Annotated in this window: 17 protein-coding genes and 2 pseudogenes; 7 read left to right on the top strand and 12 right to left on the bottom strand. The window is 36.1% G+C overall.

Annotation, left to right across the window (positions count from 1 at the left end; translation table 11 throughout):
- Positions 1–31: 31 nt before the first annotated feature.
- The 8 genes from WG932_RS14245 to WG932_RS14210 all read right to left on the bottom strand — a co-directional run bounded on the left by WG932_RS14245 (position 32) and on the right by WG932_RS14210 (position 7,505).
- Entirely contained in the window at positions 32–1,012 is a 981-nt protein-coding gene (locus WG932_RS14245) for a glycosyltransferase family 2 protein (RefSeq protein WP_339675692.1), read from the bottom strand.
- Between the two features lie 76 nt (positions 1,013–1,088).
- Complete coding sequence (locus WG932_RS14240; RefSeq protein ID WP_483088390.1) at positions 1,089–2,348, bottom strand: ABC transporter ATP-binding protein; 1,260 nt, start codon at positions 2,346–2,348, stop codon at positions 1,089–1,091.
- Between the two features lie 9 nt (positions 2,349–2,357).
- On the bottom strand, positions 2,358–3,200 hold the full coding sequence (locus WG932_RS14235) for an ABC transporter permease (protein WP_014018779.1): 843 nt from the start codon (positions 3,198–3,200) through the stop codon (positions 2,358–2,360).
- A complete protein-coding gene (locus WG932_RS14230) occupies positions 3,200–4,174 on the bottom strand; it encodes a glycosyltransferase family 2 protein (RefSeq protein WP_483088389.1) in 975 nt (324 codons plus the stop codon). Before WG932_RS14230 ends, WG932_RS14235 begins: the two co-directional genes overlap by 1 nt.
- An 889-nt stretch (positions 4,175–5,063) precedes the next feature.
- Positions 5,064–5,345, bottom strand: coding sequence for a hypothetical protein (locus WG932_RS14225; protein WP_483088388.1), 282 nt, complete (start codon positions 5,343–5,345; stop codon positions 5,064–5,066).
- 29 nt (positions 5,346–5,374) lie between these two features.
- Positions 5,375–5,965 carry an MBL fold metallo-hydrolase gene (locus WG932_RS14220; RefSeq protein ID WP_483088387.1) on the bottom strand — a complete coding sequence of 197 codons (591 nt, stop codon included), beginning with the start codon at positions 5,963–5,965 and terminating at the stop codon, positions 5,375–5,377.
- On the bottom strand, positions 5,965–6,663 hold the full coding sequence (locus WG932_RS14215) for an SOS response-associated peptidase (protein ID WP_483088386.1): 699 nt from the start codon (positions 6,661–6,663) through the stop codon (positions 5,965–5,967). Before WG932_RS14215 ends, WG932_RS14220 begins: the two co-directional genes overlap by 1 nt.
- A 206-nt stretch (positions 6,664–6,869) precedes the next feature.
- On the bottom strand, positions 6,870–7,505 hold the full coding sequence (locus WG932_RS14210; RefSeq protein WP_483088385.1) for a YheT family hydrolase: 636 nt from the start codon (positions 7,503–7,505) through the stop codon (positions 6,870–6,872).
- Positions 7,506–7,770: 265 nt separating this feature from the next.
- Here WG932_RS14210 and WG932_RS14205 point away from each other — a divergent pair, with 265 nt between their 5' ends.
- Both WG932_RS14205 and hslV read left to right on the top strand, forming a co-directional pair.
- Positions 7,771–9,423: a pyruvate dehydrogenase complex dihydrolipoamide acetyltransferase gene (locus tag WG932_RS14205; protein WP_483088384.1), complete on the top strand. Its 1,653-nt coding sequence runs from the start codon at positions 7,771–7,773 to the stop codon at positions 9,421–9,423.
- Positions 9,424–9,513: 90 nt separating this feature from the next.
- The gene (hslV, locus tag WG932_RS14200) at positions 9,514–10,056 is read left to right on the top strand and encodes an ATP-dependent protease subunit HslV (protein WP_014018773.1); all 543 of its coding nucleotides are present in this window, start codon (positions 9,514–9,516) and stop codon (positions 10,054–10,056) included.
- A 40-nt stretch (positions 10,057–10,096) separates the two neighbouring features.
- Here hslV and WG932_RS14195 read toward each other — a convergent pair whose 3' ends face one another.
- Entirely contained in the window at positions 10,097–10,393 is a 297-nt protein-coding gene (locus WG932_RS14195; RefSeq protein ID WP_014018772.1) for a Dabb family protein, read from the bottom strand.
- Positions 10,394–10,724: 331 nt separating this feature from the next.
- Positions 10,725–11,069: a single-stranded DNA-binding protein gene (locus WG932_RS14190; RefSeq protein WP_014018771.1), complete on the bottom strand. Its 345-nt coding sequence runs from the start codon at positions 11,067–11,069 to the stop codon at positions 10,725–10,727.
- 190 nt (positions 11,070–11,259) lie between these two features.
- Here WG932_RS14190 and WG932_RS14185 point away from each other — a divergent pair, with 190 nt between their 5' ends.
- Positions 11,260–11,658 carry a hypothetical protein gene (locus WG932_RS14185; protein ID WP_014018770.1) on the top strand — a complete coding sequence of 133 codons (399 nt, stop codon included), beginning with the start codon at positions 11,260–11,262 and terminating at the stop codon, positions 11,656–11,658.
- Here the strand turns inward: WG932_RS14185 and WG932_RS14180 are convergent.
- Both WG932_RS14180 and WG932_RS14175 read right to left on the bottom strand, forming a co-directional pair.
- Positions 11,648–13,435: a glycoside hydrolase family 15 protein gene (locus WG932_RS14180; protein ID WP_014018769.1), complete on the bottom strand. Its 1,788-nt coding sequence runs from the start codon at positions 13,433–13,435 to the stop codon at positions 11,648–11,650. The genes WG932_RS14185 and WG932_RS14180 overlap by 11 nt on opposite strands.
- 292 nt (positions 13,436–13,727) lie before the next feature.
- Positions 13,728–14,041, bottom strand: a pseudogene (locus WG932_RS14175) (transcription termination/antitermination NusG family protein).
- Positions 14,042–14,485: 444 nt separating this feature from the next.
- Here WG932_RS14175 and WG932_RS14170 point away from each other — a divergent pair.
- From WG932_RS14170 to gmd, 4 genes and pseudogenes are all read left to right on the top strand, one after another.
- Positions 14,486–14,614 carry a hypothetical protein gene (locus tag WG932_RS14170; protein WP_483088383.1) on the top strand — a complete coding sequence of 43 codons (129 nt, stop codon included), beginning with the start codon at positions 14,486–14,488 and terminating at the stop codon, positions 14,612–14,614.
- On the top strand, positions 14,584–15,435 hold the full coding sequence (locus WG932_RS14165; protein WP_483088382.1) for a mannose-1-phosphate guanylyltransferase: 852 nt from the start codon (positions 14,584–14,586) through the stop codon (positions 15,433–15,435). Before WG932_RS14170 ends, WG932_RS14165 begins: the two co-directional genes overlap by 31 nt.
- Before the next feature lie 4 nt (positions 15,436–15,439).
- Positions 15,440–16,390 (top strand): annotated as a pseudogene (locus WG932_RS14160) (GDP-L-fucose synthase family protein).
- Positions 16,391–16,433: 43 nt separating this feature from the next.
- Positions 16,434–17,573: a GDP-mannose 4,6-dehydratase gene (gene gmd, locus WG932_RS14155; protein WP_014018765.1), complete on the top strand. Its 1,140-nt coding sequence runs from the start codon at positions 16,434–16,436 to the stop codon at positions 17,571–17,573.
- The last annotated feature ends 335 nt before the right edge of the window (positions 17,574–17,908 follow it).

Below are 17,908 nucleotides of genomic sequence, written 5' to 3'. Positions count from 1 at the left end.
ACTGTGGTGAAATTTGGTTAAGGAACCGAGGCTATTTCAATTTTTTTAACATTTGATTGAATATCTCTAAACCTCCTTTGTTTATTAGCTTTACTATCCTTTTTCTACACCTTTTAAAATAGGTTGTTTGTTGATGTAAAACGGGGTATTTTACATGGAATTTTGCCCGCTTAATACTTTGGCCTAATTTTACTGGGGGGTTCGGAATTGATTTTTGGTATTTTTCTAACCAAATAAGAAAAGAATACCTGTGTATAGGGTAGGTGCCTTGAGTGTGAGAGGTATTGACCATAGAGTCTTGCCTTTGGCGATATACATTGTTACAGTTTGAAGAGATGTAGACCTTTTCATTAAGGTAAAATTTCGACAAAAAAATTTGATCCTCATACATCCCTCTGAAGTTTTTGTCAAATCCTCCATGTTTTATTAAAGTATTTTTGTCAACTAATATACTACACATGCAAGGGGCAGCACCTGTACCTAATGGGTACAATTTAAAAATTAAATTTGGCGGCTCATGTAAATGGTCCTGATTGGCCCCTACCGGAATGGTAATGTCTTTGGAGTTAGAATGATCCCAACTCTTCCAATAATTAGTGGCTTCACAATATAAGGGGATCGAATTATTTGTTTTGATGCGAACACTTGTAGCTAAAAAATCAGGTAGCCATACATCATCACCATCTAAAAATGCAATTAATTCCCCCTTTGCTAAACTGATTCCTAAATTTCTACTAGCACTTAAGCCTTTATTGCTATGTCCGGGGTGTTCATGATATTTTATCTGTGAATAATTTTGGGCAAAGACCTTAGCTATTAATGTACTATTATCTGTTGATCCATCATCAACTAATATTAGTTCCCAGTTGCTGTATTTTTGGCATAATACACTTTTAATAGCTTCTTCAAGGTGATTTTCTTCGTTTAAAAAACAAGTAATCACAGTTACAAGCAATTTGTTCGCATGCCATTCTGATTTTTTATTATCGGGAAAAGGATTTTTAGCTAACATTTTTCTATACCAATTAAATGCATATTTGTTTAATTAGTTTCTAGTAATTCAGTGTTCCATTCGAACTTTGGACGAACTACCCCCCTATATAATCGGTATATTCTTTTCTCATATTTCCAGAATCGACAATAGTGAAAGAAACAGCTTCTTCTATAAATGCAATACTTGTAGCTGCTTCCCGATTGATTAAAGCATTGATATAATACCCGCCTTCATTTAAAAAGTACTTTGGAATTTTGACTCTTGACCGGTAAGTTCCTACGTTCAGATTTACATTTGAAAATTTGTCTACACCCAAGGTGGTAGATGGCCAGTTTCCTGAGGATAGGATCAATATTCCACTTTCGGAAAATAACTGAATATTACTCGTAAGTTGATTGCCGTGTTGGTTGGTTTGAAATTCTATTTCAATGTAAAACGGATTATTATCATTTAAAATATTACATACTTGATGAAACTGATCTAATACCCTTACAGCCTTTATTCTGACACCATATTTCCCAATTACTGCTTCTTCAGGCTCATACATCCACACTGCTTTCGATTGATTATAAGCGATCTCACTATAGGTAGATATTGTTGCATTTGTGGGACCATCCATTGTCAAATTTCCGTCTTGTAATAATATGGCTCTGTTACATAGAGCTTGAACAGCCCCCATGTTATGACTAACAAAAAGGATTGTTCTTCCTTCTTTGCTTACTTGTCCTAGTTTTCCTAAACATTTTTTTTGAAATTCAGCATCTCCAACAGCTAATACTTCATCCACAATAAGAATTTCAGGTTCCAAATGAGCCGCTACAGCGAAAGCTAACCGAACATACATTCCGCTACTATATCGCTTTACTGGGGTGTCGATGTGTTTTTCAACCCCTGAGAAGCTAATTATTTCATCGATTTTTCCTCTAATTTCAGCTTTGGTCATTCCCAATATCGCACCATTCAGATAAATATTTTCTCTTCCGGTTAATTCAGGATGAAAACCTGTGCCTACTTCCAATAAACTAGCTATTCTACCCTTTGCTTTTATTATACCAGTTGTAGGGGAAGTTACCCTTGAAAGGATCTTCAGAAGCGTTGATTTTCCTGCTCCATTTTTCCCTATAATTCCTAAGACTTCTCCTCGTTTAACATTAAAGCAAATGTCCTTTAGTGCCCAAAAGTCTCCAAATTGGGTGGGTTTAAAGTTTTCTTGTTCAACACTTTTAAAAGGATCTTCCTTCCCCCTTATTTTTGCCCACCATTGAGTTAAATCCTGACTAAGCCTTCCGGTGCCAATAACACCTAATCTGTACTTTTTACCTAAACCCTCTATACTTATAACAGTGTCTGACATACAATAAAATTAAACGACGTCCATAAAGCTTTTTTCAATTCTATTGAAAATTAATACGCCAATAAGAAGTGATAAGAAAGTAATCGAAGTACTGTAAAGTAAGTGCCATAGGTGGAACTCCCCGACCCCCAAAAGTGAATATCGAAATAACTCAATAATTGGAGTCAAGGGATTAGCCAGAATAAATAGCCTATACTTGCCCTCAAAAAATGATAATGGATAAATTACGGGGGTTGCATACATTAATAGTTGAGTTCCAAAAGTAACGAGGTGAATCATGTCTCTGTATTTGGTAGTCAATGAAGATATAATAATTCCAACACCTAACCCCAATGCGGCTACCAATAATAGTAAAAATGGAATAAATATCAGGTAGGTATTTAATTGGATATTACTGTCTAAAAACCAAACATAATAAGCAATAAGAATAAGAAGTAGTAATAGTTGGATTGCAAAACCGATCAAGGCTGACACAACATTGGATAATGGTATAATTAACCTAGGGAAATAAACCTTCCCAAATATGCCAGCGTTTGCAGTGAAGGTTACAGAGGTTTTGTTTAAACAAGATGAAAAATAGTTCCAAATTACAAGACCAGATAGGTAAAACAAGGCTGGAGGAGCACTGTCAGTAGGTATATTAGCTACTTTATCAAATACCAAAATGAACATTATGGTAGTAAGTAGAGGTTGAATAAGAAACCACAAAGGGCCAAGTATTGTTTGTTTATAAACCGCAATAAAATCTCTTTTTACAAACATTAGTAATAAATCACGATAAGTCCATATGTCCTTAAGATGGAGATCAAACCAAGAGGTTTTAGGTTTTATTATTAAAGTCCACTTTTCCATTATCGTCTGTTTATTTTCGGAATTACTCGAAAGGTAGGCCTTTTAATTGGCAGCACTTGAGTCGGATTAAAGTTTTGGGGGACTAATTTTCTTTGAAAAATAATTTGAATGGACCACATTTTTTTCTTTATATTAAATATAACTTTTAGGTAAAACTTGAATAGTAAAAAATAGAAATTGCGGTCACTAGTTTTAATTGATATGGCTTTTTTTATTAGTTGATTCGCTTTTTTTCTATCACTGATTTGTTGCCAAATTAGGTTAGCACTTTTTATAAAGGATTTTTTGCAGGCTAGTTTTTGATCCCTCATTATGTGCCTCATGTCTTCAGGAAGTTGTTTCTCAATATTCAAAATAGTAATGCCGAGGTCAATTACATTTTGTCCAGTTTCTTTTTCTGGATAGGATATAGAACCAATATGTCTTCTATAGTCCGCTAATATGGAAGGAGTATAGGCAATAGGATAATTTTTTGCAATTCTAACCCACATTTCCCAATCTTCTCCGAAAACTACTCCATAAAAACTTCCTAATTTTTCATAAACTTCTCGTTTAACCACCGTTGCAACATATTGGGTAGGTTGTTCGGCTGACATTACGAATAATGCATCCTTTAATAACCCTTCTCTATTATGGTTATATTTTCCTTCTTTCTTAATTTCTCCATTTTCGTCAATAAAATGGTATCGACAAAAGGCAGCCCCTGCTTCTGGGTGGATTTTAAATAAATTTGAAATTTTATCATAAAACCCTGACTTTACCCGATCGTCTCCGTGAAGAATGTGAACCAATTTTCCTTTTGCCCTATTGATACATGTTTCAAAGTTCCTCAAACTACCAACATTTTTTTGTTGCCTGTAATACATCACCCTCTCTCCTCCAACTTTTTTAACCAAGCTTTCGACGTCTGCATCTGTGCTGCAATCGTCAATAACTTCAATTTGCATAAGATTTTCTCCTAAATCTTGGATCAAAACACTGTTTAATGCGTCTGTTATGAATTCAGAACAGTTATAAACCGGGATCATTACCGACCAAAGTGGTCGATCAATATTGAGGGGATTGGTTGAATTTTAGGGGGTGATTGGGGGATTCGTTCCATTTACAAATTCTTATTAGTAGCTATTGAAAACAATGAGGAATTATACTTACCGTTATCAATCAATAATTTTATAAATAAAATTTTCAGGTTTAATTAAATTTGGAAGAAACAGAAGTGTAAGATTAAAGTTTTAATTTCATTTAAAATTACATTTATTTAAATAATAAAGCAAGAAAAATACATTAAAAGCCATTTTGAATAGTTAAAAATGTTGTTTATTTTTATACAGAATTCTGTTTTTAAACAGAAAAAGAAATTCACTTTACCCTTAAATAAATTTTTACCGACATTGTTTTAGCCCAGATTATGTAATAGGATTTCCCCTCCCTGACAATAGTCAGGGGTGAAGCTTGAACCGTGATTAAAGGAAGTCTTGCAATTGCAAGAAAATCATGTTGTTTGGGGATATTAACGTAGCTCCGCTTTGGTTAAATTGAAAGCTACCATAAAGTGGCTGAATTTGAAGCAATTTCAGCATGTAATAGATTGTCTATTACATATTTCGGGTTTAACAAATTCATTTACCTAAAATTTAGATTATGGTTAATACAATTTGGTGAAGTTTTTAATCCCTAGTAAATCAATTAGTAGGAAGGACTTTGAAAGATTTTGAGCTAGTTCCTTTGTAAGATACGCTTGGTGTTAGCCAGAATGGTGAGTTATTTTATATTGAATAAGCTTCTTATTTTGAGGAAAAGGTATTAGTGTTTTTTTATTGGGAAGCGATTAAGTGATCCTTAGTCCATTAAAGCTGATAAATATTAAAGCCTTCCTTCAGTCTTTAGCTTCCAGTATCTCAGTAAGCCTCCCACCGACATCCAACTGGGGTTGGCGAGCTCATACAACTTTTGAAGGTCTTTGCCGGCCCCTTTATTTTCCAATTGCTTGGCCGTATAATTCATGAATTCAGGAGTGATTTCTTCAGCTAGCTCATTCTGATCAAATTTCCTTTTTATCCAAATTGCCCAGTCATCAAGAACTGAAATCAACTGGGAAAGATGTTCTTGTGGGTTTGAGATTTTACCAAAATGGGTTAAGTACAATTCTTTGGGGTGACAATCTGAAATTTTTTCTATAGAGGATTTCCAAGCCTCGATATGAATGTCAGGGGTGGACAAGGAGGTACTACAGGACCATTTTTTATTTTTACTCCGCCCACATCACCTGTAAATACCGACTCCCCCAATTGCCATGCAATATGATGACTGGCGTGGCCTGGGCTGTGAATGGAAGTAAATGTTAAACCTTCAATCGAAACATCTTCCATATCGTCCACAGAAACCAAAAAGTTTGGGTCAATACTTTCCATTGGTCCCCATAAGGTGTCCATTTTCTCATCTCCATAAATTTTAGCTGCAGAGTTCCAAAGCTTAATAGGGTTAGACAAGTGAGTTATACCTTTGGGGTGGAGGTATACTTTAACCCCAGCTTTAGCAAATTCCCATGCTGCTCCGGCATGATCAAAATGTATGTGAGTTAATAGAACTGCAGCTAAATCTTTGGGTTTAAAACCAAGATGTTGTAAGCTTGATTTCAACTGATTCCATGTACTGTGGGGGCCGGTTTCAATTAATACGGGTTTACCCATGCCTTGAATAAGAAAACTGGCGATGGTTTTTTCAACTTTTTGAAACGTCAGGTCAATAGTATGGATTGTATGCATTATCCAAAAAGGGTATAGTTACCAAATTGATCCATTGGGAGTGTTTTCCTGATTACAAAAGGGCTGTCATTTGTTACTTGGTTCACCATAGGAGAAACGGTGTATTTGGTCATTAGCTCATCCGGGTAGGGGGACAGCATACTAAGTAACTCCTCTTCGCTGGTATTTAGATTCAACCACTTTTCTTCATTTTCAATTTTTAGGATTACCGGCATTCTATCATGTATTTCAGCGGTTAGACCGTTTGGTCTGGTCGTTAATATAGTAAAGGTGTGAGCAATTTCCCCTTTTTCAGTTTCAAATTCCTCCCATATTCCTGCAAATGAAAACAAAGATTCATCAAGGAAGACAAATCTATAAGGGACCTTGGTTTTTTTTCCTACCTTCTTCCATTCAAAGAAGCCGTCTGCCGGTACCAAGCAGCGGCTCTTTTTAAAGGCGTTCTTAAAAGATACTTTTTCTGTTATGGTTTCTGACCTAGCATTGATAAGTCTATTGGCCACAGGCTTGTTCTTGGCAAAAGCCGGCGTAATTCCCCAGTAAAAATGAGAAAAGCCTTTTGGGCTGTCGGAAGTGATGACAGGAACAAGTTGAGAAGGTGCAATATTGTACCGGGGTTTGAAGTCTTCCAGCATTTCTGCCTGGAATCGTTCTTCTAGTTCCATTTTTGATTTTGCGAGCGAATATCTTCCACACATATTATTTTTATCAAAATCCTAATTAATGTTTTCATTTTGGATAAATTCCAAAGCCCTTGTTTCTGACCAGAACCTTTCCTTTACCGTTCTTGGGCTAAATCCAACATGGCCTCCATGCTTAGGGTACTCTAAGTACAATGTTGCCTTATATTTTCCTGCATTGGTTGGAAAACAATTCCTACTTAAAAAAGGGTCGTTTTTTGCATTCAAAACCAAAGTTGGATGTTTAATTTGAGGTAGAAAATAAAGGGATGAGCATTGCTGGTAATAATCGGTGGCATCTTTAAACCCATGCAGAGGGGCTGTAAATTCATTGTCAAAATCCCTAAGTGAATGTATATTGGAGAGTTTATCGATTGATAATTTTTCCGGAAAGTGTAAAGCTTTTTTCTTATTTTCTCCTTTAAGGAATATAGAAAGTTATAGGCATATAATTTATTTCCAAATTCGTCTATTTTATCACAGGAACCTCCCAAATCCAAAGGGACGGATATGGCAACGGCTTTTTTAATATGAATTTTACTTTTCCAAGAGGTCTCACCGAGGTATTTTAGTGTAAGATTAGCCCCCAAACTAAAACCGATAAGGTGGATGTTGGAATAGTTTTTGGCAGCATGAGATATTACCAGGTCTAAATCATAAGTAGCTCCTGAATGATAAAAGATTGGTAAAGCATTCATTGATTCACTACAGCCTCTAAAATTCCAATTCAGAACATCATAACCTGATTCAAAAAACATTTTTGCCATTCCTGTCATATATGGTCTTTGGCTATTTCCTTCCAGGCCATGACTCAAAATCACCAAAGTGTCTTTGCCATTTCTTAACCAGTCAAGATCCAAGAAATCCCCGTCAGAAGTGCTAATTCTCTCCCTTTCAAATGGTAATACAACTTTTTTCTGAAAATGGCAGGATATATGGTTTGTAAATGACCATTAAAAAGAAGTTGATTTCGGAGATATTTTGATGTTTTAACTACTGGCATTCTATGACTTTACACGATTCACTTTTCTATCTTACGTGAAAATACTATTATTAAATTTGAATAAACATATTTTAAGAACTATTTTTGGATTGCTGAAAATATGAATTCGAATAATTTAACTTATGGCCGAAATAATACGAATGCCCAAAATGAGCGACACCATGGAAGAAGGGGTGATTGCTCAATGGTTGAAAAAGGTAGGTGATAAAGTAAAACCCGGAGATATTCTGGCAGAAGTGGAAACTGATAAAGCGACCATGGAACTAGAATCATACGATGAGGGTACCTTGCTTCACATTGGCGTAAAGGAAAAAGATGCTGTTCCTGTCAATGGTGTAATTGCCATTCTGGGTGAAGAAGGTGAGAATATAGACGATCTCTTGAAAGATGTGGACTCAGGAGGAAGCTCGGAAAGCGCCTCTACTGAAACTAAGGAAGATGCAGCTGAAGAAAAGTCTGAAGATAAAGCTAAAGAAACTACTTCTGAAATAGATGTGTCAGGAATTGCTGCAACGGTAATTACCATGCCTAAGATGAGCGACACCATGCAAGAAGGTACCATCGCTAGTTGGTTGAAAAAGGAGGGAGATGAAGTCAAGTCAGGTGATGTCTTGGCCGAAGTGGAAACTGATAAAGCAACCATGGAACTGGAGTCGTATGACGATGGAACCCTACTATATATTGGCGTGTCTGAGGGTGAGTCAGTTGAAGTAAATGGAGTCATTGCCATTATTGGTGAAAAAGATGCCGATTATAAAACCTTACTTAAAGCCCATCAACAAAAATCATCGGGTGCTGAAGAAGTAAAAGCTGAACCGGATAAAGAGGAGAAATCTGCTCCAAAAGCTGAGGAAGGTAAGCCGTCAAATGCAGTGGCTGATTCTTCAACCAGTACAACGGACAAAGGAAGAATAAAAGCCTCTCCTCTTGCCAAGAAAATGGCAAGTGAAAAAGGTATTGATATCTCACTTGTGAAAGGTACAGGTGATAATGGCAGAATAATTAAAAAGGACATTGAGAATTTTGATCCTTCAAAAGTTACTGCTGCCAGTTCATCAAGTAGTGATGCACCAAGTGGTGTTGCTATAGGTCAAGAGTCCTATACCGATGTTAAAGTCTCTCAAATGAGGAAGGTGATTGCCAAGCGACTCGCCGAAAGTAAATTTACTGCTCCTCATTTTTATTTGACCATGGAAATCAACATGGACAAAGCCATTGAGGCTAGAAAAAGCATGAATGAAGTGGCTCCTGTGAAAATATCTTTTAATGATATGGTTATTAAAGCCGCCGCTGCCTCGCTTAAACAACACCCGTCAGTTAACTCTGCTTGGATGGAGGACAAAATCAGATACAATGACCATGTACATATTGGTATGGCTGTAGCTATTGATGATGGTTTATTGGTTCCTGTAATTAGATTTACAGATAGTAAGTCCCTTTCGCAGATTTCACAAGAAGCCAAATCTTTGGCAGGAAAAGCTAAAAACAAAGAATTGCAACCAAAAGATTGGGAAGGTAATACTTTCACTGTGTCTAATTTGGGGATGTTTGGTATAGAAGAGTTTACTGCTATTATTAACCCACCTGATGCATGTATCCTGGCAATTGGCGGAATCAAACAAACGCCAATTGTAAAAGATGGAGAAATCAAAATAGGCAATGTTATGAAAGTTACCTTATCTTGTGACCACAGAGTGGTGGATGGAGCTGTAGGGTCAGCCTTCCTTAAAACTTTGAAAAGTTTATTAGAAGATCCGGTTAGGTTGTTAATCTGACATATCCAATCATTAAATAATGTCAAAAAGTCCTAGAAATAGGACTTTTTGTTTTAAGTATGGTTTTTGAGAAGTAGATTAAAAACAAAAATGGAAAGAATCAAATCGACTACCGTAGTTGCCATAAAACATGAAGGTAAAGTAGCAATTGGTGCTGATGGACAAGCAACCATGGGAAATACCATTGCCAAAAGCAGTGTGAATAAGATCAGAAAGCTGCAGGGAGGTAAAATTGTAACCGGTTTTGCAGGTTCAACAGCTGATGCATTTACGCTCTTAGAAAAATTTGAAGAGAAATTGGGTGCTTATAGCAATAATATGAAAAGAGCTGCAGTGGAATTGGCCAAGGAATGGAGAACGGATAGGATGTTAAGTAAGTTGGAGGCCATGATGATCGTGGCAGACGCAGAGGATATATTGATCATTTCCGGAACAGGTGATGTCATTGAGCCCGATATGGGTATAGCCACTATTGGTTCCGGTAGTATGTATGCCCAATCTGCGGCTAGGGCATTAAAGAAATTTGCCACCAACCTAACAGCAAAGGAAATGGTGGAAGAAAGCCTCACCATAGCAGCTGATATCTGTATTTACACCAACCACAATACGATAATCGAAGAAGTGAATAATTAAAAATAAATGAGGCTTTCTTGGTAAAAGAAAGCCTCATTTATTAAACTTCGAAATCATAAATCTTGACAGAAGCCCATTTTTCTTTGTGGTCTTTTATAAATTTAAGGTGAATGGGATCTACTTGATATTGGTCGTGATCCTCAATGCTTTCAAAATTAACCATTAGGGCAATATCGTAGCTATCATCTATTACTTCTCTTTTTTCCGTAGCAGCCGGTTTGCCTATGGCGTAACTTTTTACACTAACTGCCTGTGCAATTGCTTTGCAACCTTCAAGCACTGCGTTTAAATCTTTTTCAGGCTGGTGAAGCCAAAAGAATACTTGGTGTACAATCATATTATTTTTTTATCGGGTTTTATGAAACCATATTGCCTCCAAAAGAGACTGGGATTTGTTGGGATTAGCTATTTTAATTAACCTAAACCAATAATTAATAAAGGTAAAAAGATAAGTTTAAAAAAGATAAAAACTGGAGGATTATGAAAACCTAAATCAAAGAAGAAATAATTTGGATGAGATACTATTATATCGAATAAATAATAGCTGCTATCTATAGTGTTTGTGCCTATCGTTTGGTTCAAACTGCTGGGTATAAGATATTAGAATCAAGAAAAAATCCTAGACGATAGCAAATGCTTTCTAAATCTAGGATTTTTGTTTGGTTGAATCAGGCCTTGGACTTATCTCCCATAAGCAATACATCGTTAATCTGGACTTCTGTTATGTATTTTTTTTGTCCATCCTTGTCTTCATAAGACCTATTGACCAGTTTTCCCTGAATGCATATTTCAGAACCTTTGTCGGTGTATTTATTAATAATTTCAGCCGTTTTTCCAAAGGCAACCAAGTTGTGCCAGTAGGTTTCCTCCACTTTTTCGCCTTTGTTGTTTTTATAAAACTCGTTAGTGGCAAGGTTTAGTTTCACCATGGGAGTGTCTCCTTTTACTGTTTTGTAATCCGCTTTAGCACCTAACCTTCCAATCAATTGTACATTGTTTCTAATACTGTTCATGATAATATTATTTAGTGTGAAAAGATAAATTTGTTTCCGATTTTGGAACAGTACAAAGTTGGGGGAGTAGCAGTATTTAGCCCGATGATAAACGTTTATTTCCGTTTGTAAACGTTTGTAAACGTTTACAAACGTTTTTTTAAATTTATTTTATGCTTATATTAAGTTTAAATAAGCGTTTTTATTGAAGATGTCTCCTCGAATTCAAAATTGTATAGATTGTGGGGCCCCTCTAAACGGAAGGGCTGACAAACGGTTTTGTGATGATTATTGTAGAATTCATTACAACAATAAAATGAAATCCGGTAGCAATAATTTGATTCGAAACATAAACAATGCCTTGAAAAAAAACAGAAATATTCTTGCAGGCTTTCTTAAAGAGGATGAAGAGACGGCTAAAATTTCAAGAGAAAAATTATTGGGCAACGGTTTTATCTTTAAATATGGAACCCATTCTTATACAACAAAAAAAGGCAGTAAATACATTTACTGCTATGATTATGGGTACCTCAAACTTGAACATGATTTGTTTTTGGTGGTCCGATTGAAAACTGAACATTTGGACAAGCCAAATTTTATCAAAGGATAAAATTTGGCTTGTCTAGTTTTTTGTCAATTCTGTAGGCTGCATTCAAAAGTCCTACATGACTGTAGGTTTGAGGGAAATTACCCCATTGACTACCCGTATGTTGATCCACATCCTCCGAAAATAATTGCAAGTGGTTGCAATATTTACTTAGTGTTTCAAAGCCTTCCATGGCTTCATCCAAACGGTTAACACAAGCTAATGCTTCGATATACCAAAAGGCACATATTAAGAAGGTGGTTTCAGGAGCGCCAAAATCATCTTGATGTTTGTACCTATAAAACAAATAATTTTTCGCCAAAAGGTCCTCCTCTAAAGCCTTTAGGTGATTGTTGGCCTTTTCTATGTCGTCTCCGAAATAGCCCATAGTTATTAATTGCAAAGTGCTTGCATCCATATGTTTGGATCCGATGGCCTGCGCATATGCTTTTCTTTCAGGAAGATAACATGCTTCTATTTTTTGAATTGATTTGTTTTTTAGATCAATTGCTTTTTCCATCATTTCTGTGTCATTCATCCTTTCGGCTATTTTGATGGCTGCACATGATCCTGCCCAGTGGAAAAGAAATGTATAGCAGTGTTCTTGCTGTAGGTTCCTAAATTCCCATAGACCTGCATCTTTTTCATCCATAGTTTCCTCAATTTTATCCAATAGATTATTGATAAAAGGTTTTGAATGACTTTTTTCAGATTCTACAAATCTTTTGTCAGCATAAAGTGGGAGTAAGGTAACCAACACTTGGCCATAAAGGTCATTTTGAATGTGGGTATAAGCATCGTTTCCGAACCTTACGGGTTTTTCTCCTTTGTATCCATCAAGGTCGGATATTATTTCAATAAGCTTGGATGAACCTGTAATGGCATACAAAGGCTGATACCTGCCTCTATTGTCAGTTGGGAGATTTTGTAGGTATTCGAAATACCTTTCCAATTCCTCAAAATGGCCAAGATGATTGAATACATTCAGGGTATAATAGGCATCCCGCATCCAACAGTATCGGTAGTCCCAATTTCTTGTGGAACCTGGGGATTCCGGAAGGCTGGAAGTGGAAGAGGCAATAATTCCACCAGTATCTTCATATTGATGGATTTTCAGAATCAGAGAAGAGCGGACGACCAATCTCTGGTGAAAATTAGGGATACTCGTGGATTTTACCCAATTTCTCCAATATTTAAGTGTGGCTATTAAAAATTTTTCAACCGTGCTTTCTATAGGAGCTTCCAGAGGACTGCCATAAGTTAGTACCAAGTAAACAGTTTTTTGAAGGTGGAATGCCTCCTCTTCCATAATATATGTAATGGAACAGTTGGTGGTAAGCCTTACTTCTTGATCTCTACCTGAGTATTGGATGTGATTGCTTTCGGGAATCGCTTTTAATTTATTTTTACCATAATCCGAAACGGGGTGGCAATTGATTTTGATCTTAGGCTCACCTTTAATAGGCTCGATTTTACGGATAACCATTGAAGGTTTAAAATACCTCTCATAATTGAAAAACCTTGGAGCAAAATCTGTTACTTTATATGCTTCTCCGTCAGCTGTTTCAATAAATGTATCCAATATGTTTGAATTTTCACGGTACTCTTGACGAGAAGTGAAGTTATTGTCAGGGGGTAGGATGGTAAATTCCCCACCTTTCTGCTTATCAAGCATGCTGCCAAATAAAAAATCGCTATCGAATCTTGGCATGCAAAGCCAACTTATATTTGTGTTTTTTTCGATATGAGCGATATAGCTACAATTGCCAATTAGTCCGGTGCCGTAGGTATGCTTTTCCATAAAAATAAGGATGTGTTTAAAATGATTAGGTAAGTGGTTTTTTTAACAATTTGAAACCCAAAAACCGCCATCGGAGGTACAAGTTATTAAAAATATTGTGCTTTATTAGTGATTTGATAATATTTATTGGGTGATTTTCAAAAATTTTCTCGGAACATTCACGAGCATACTTTGATTGATGCTAGGAATACGGATGATAAAGTAATCTTGATTGGATTTTTTAATGCATTCTCCGTGTAAGCCTTGCAAAGGCCCTCCAAGAATTTCTACCGTTTCTCCTTTCTCAATATTATCAATGTCTAGTGTCTACTTCAACAGACACACCTGTTTCAATGATACGCTGAATGGTATCAATTTCTTCTTGTTGTATATAGGAGTGTTCCCCTGAAAAGTTAATAAACTTTACAGCTCCCGCAACTTGTAGAGATTCCCATAACCTTTCTTTGCTTGTATGAACAAAAACATAACCGTTGAATAAAGGTTTTTGAATTTTTTCTTCCGATCACTCCACTGTCTAATTTCCTCAATCATAGGGAGATAAACTTCCGTACCTTTTTCTTTGAGTCTTTCAGCTACTTTCTTTTCTGCTCTTGGGGCGGTATACATCACGTACCAATTAAGCTTTTCAGTCATATTTGTATTAAGGGTTAAAATCCGAAAGTACCAAAAATATTGCCTATACTTCAAATAAGAAATGATAAAAAATAATATTCATTAAGATTTAGAAGGTTAATTATTGTAAAATGATTTTTAGATACTTAACAAAAGTAAATTATTGAAAAATTTACACAAGTTGCATTTTTATTTACTTTTGTGCTAGGCATTGAATACGTACTCTGGGAATATAAATAAAGCAAAAAGCCTCTAATTTTGTTAGGTATTTTTATTGTTGCCACCTATTTTTGAAAAATATTAAAGAACCTATTTTAAAAATTAATTGATTATATTTTGTGGAGAGGTAGTGAAATTGGTGATGAACTACCAATAACAGTGAAAATGTAAATACATGAAAATCGTTAATGTAATATTATCAGGGGAGTAGGCAGTAGATTGTGGCCCCTTTCCCGAAAAAGCAGGCCCAAACAATATTTGCCCATTTTTGAAGAGCAATCACTTTTTGAGAAAACTGTTATTAGAAATTCAAAGGTTTGCAACCAAGTAATGGTAGTTGGGGAGTAGACAACTACCAACTCTCAAGAGAAATATTAAATAAAGAGGAAAGCACCAATTATTTGGAACTGGTGGAAGCTGCCCCTAGAAATACTGCTGCTGCAATAGCATTTGCCGCATTTTCTTTACCCGAAGATGCGATCATGCTGGTCACCCCTTCAGATCATTTGATTGGAGATCAGGATGTTTATGACACATCAATTAATCAGGCGATTGAAATGGCTAAAAAAGGTTTTTTGGTTACTTTCGGCCTTATTCCCACCAAGCCTGAAACCGGATTTGGATACATTGAGCATGAGGGGAATGACGTACTTGGTTTTAGAGAAAAACCGGGATTGATTCAAGCTCAGTCTTATCTGAAGCAAGGTAACTTTCTTTGGAATAGTGGCATGTTCTGTTTTGAGGCAGGAACTTATTTAAGTGAATTAGAAAAACATGAGCCTGAAGTATTTAAAACTTCGAAAGTCGCTTTAGAAAATGCTAAAGATGGCTTTTTACCACTAGATTTAAGTATGGAAATCCCGTCAATTAGTGTGGATTATGCGGTGATGGAGAAATCGGACAAAATTAAAGTTGTACCTTCCAGCTTCTCTTGGTCAGATATGGGATCCTTTGAAGCGTTGTTTGATTACTACCCGGAGGGAAGCAAGGAAAAGGTAGATGGGAATTTAGTATTGGGCTCCGGAAAGCATGTTGAATTTGTGGGCTTGGAAGACGTTGTATTGGTGGAGACAAAGGATGCCATTCTTGTGCTGAACCGGAGTAATGCGCAAGATGTTAAAAAAGTATATGAACGTTTAGAAAAAGAAAATCCGGGATTACTAAGTTAAGGAAATGGTAGATAAAAACACTAAAATTTATATTGCAGGGCACAGAGGAATGGTAGGTTCTGCTATACAAAGGTCTCTTGAAAGCAAGGGGTACACAAATATTATAGGCTTTAGTAGTAAAGAATTGGATTTGACCAATCAGCTAGCAGTTAAGGGTTTTTGAAAAAGAAAAGCCCCAAATTGTAATTGACGCTGCAGCAAGAGTAGGGGGATCCTCGCCAATAATAATTACCCATATACTTTTCTTATGGAGAATATGTTGATTCAAAATAATTTGATCAACTATTCCCACCAATTTGGAGTTGAAAAGTTTATCTTTTTGGGTAGCTCTTGTATTTATCCTAAATTGGCACCACAGCCTTTGAAAGAGGATAGTTTACTTACCTCATCATTGGAGCCAACTAATGAATGGTATGCTTTAGCAAAAATCACAGGAGTGAAGGCCTGCGATGCAATTCGTAAACAATTTGGTAAAGATTTTATTAGTTTAATGCCTACCAATTTATATGGCCCTTACGATAATTTTGACTTGGAGACTTCACATGTGCTGCCTGCCATGATTAGAAAATTTCATGAGGCCAAAGAAAATGGAAATAGCCCGGTTACCCTCTGGGGTTCAGGCTCTCCCATGAGGGAGTTTTTACACGTAAATGATATGGCAGATGCTGTAGTATTTGCTGTTGAAAACAGCTTTAAAGATAATCTTTACAATGTTGGTACAGGGAAGGATTTAACTATAAAATCCCTTGCTGAACTGATTCAGAAAATTACAGGACATACTGGTGAAATTGAGTGGGATAGTGAAAAGCCGGACGGTACTCCTCGTAAATTAATGGATGTGAGTAAAATGTCGGATGCCGGATGGCAAGCAAAGATTGGCCTTGAAGAAGGTGTGAAAGAAACCTACGAATGGTTTTTGAATAACATCGGCCAGTACAAACAAGTGAAACTTTAACTATAAAATTTATTAATTTAACAGCTCATTAATTTAGATGTCTATGAAAACGGCGTTAATAACAGGTATAACAGGACAGGATGGTGCTTATCTTGCAGAACTCTTATTGTCAAAAGGATATATTGTTCACGGAATAAAAAGGAGAGCCTCTTTGTTTAATACAGATAGGATAGATCACTTGTATCAAGATCCCCATGAAGATGACAAGCGCTTATTCCTTCATTATGGTGATTTGACAGATTCAATGAACTTGACAAGAATCATTCAGGAAACCAAACCGGATGAAATTTACAATTTGGCAGCAATGAGTCATGTAAAAGTGAGCTTTGATACCCCTGAATATACGGCAAATGCTGATGGAATAGGTACCTTAAGAATATTGGAAGCTGTGCGTCTTTTGGGAATGGAAAAAACCACCAAAATCTATCAAGCATCTACTTCCGAGCTTTATGGTTTGGTTCAGGCAGTTCCTCAATCAGAGACTACACCATTCTATCCTAGATCCCCTTACGCCGTTGCGAAACTTTACGGTTATTGGATTACGGTGAATTACAGAGAAGCTTATGGTATGTATGCTTGTAATGGTATCCTATTCAACCACGAATCTCCATTAAGAGGTGAAACTTTTGTTACCAGAAAAATCACCAGAGCTGTTGCCAAAATTGCATTGGGTTTTCAGAAAAACCTTTACATGGGTAATTTGGATGCCAAAAGGGACTGGGGCCATGCTAAGGATTATGTTGATGCCATGTGGAGGATTCTTCAACAAGACGAACCTGAAGATTATGTCATTGCTACAGGAGTAACTACTAAAGTAAGAGACTTTATTAAAATGGCTTTTGAATTAGTAGGCTTTACTTTAAAATTTGAAGGTGAAGGGTTGGAAGAAAAAGGGATTTTGGAATCCATTGACAAAGAAAAAGCCTTTGAAGTTTTGGGGACTTCAACTTTCAATGTAAAAGTCGGAGATGTCTTGGTGAATGTCGATCCTGCCTATTTTAGACCTACCGAGGTAGATTTATTAATTGGAGATCCTAATAAGGCGATGACCAAACTAGACTGGAAACCAAAATATGATCTTAAACTTTTGGTTGAAGATATGGTGCTTTCTGACGTTAGTTTGTTTAAAAGAGATGTACACTTAATGAAAGGCGGTCACAAGGTCTTGAATCAGGCTGAATAATCAGTTTAAAATAATTGTGTTTATTGAGGAGCAAAACATTTATTTGTTTTGCTCCTTTATATTTTACAGTTGTCTTTTTTTATTATGGGACTTTTTACTTCAGTGTTTGAATTAGATATAGTTTAATTTTTTACCGTGCCTTCCATTTATGAAATTATAGGAAACTTTCACTTTTTTACCAACCTTAAAAAAAGAGATTCCGTATTTACCAATGTTTTAATTTGTGTTCCCTTTCATTCGTGAAAAGTTCAATTAAATTTCGATCAGCAAGACTATGGATTTAAAAATTCCATGTTATGTTAATTCCATAGGTATTGCTTACTTTTGTGGTGTAA

The organism is Cyclobacterium sp. SOCE241, from assembly GCF_056867545.1.
This window is presented reverse-complemented; position numbering and strand designations above follow the sequence as displayed.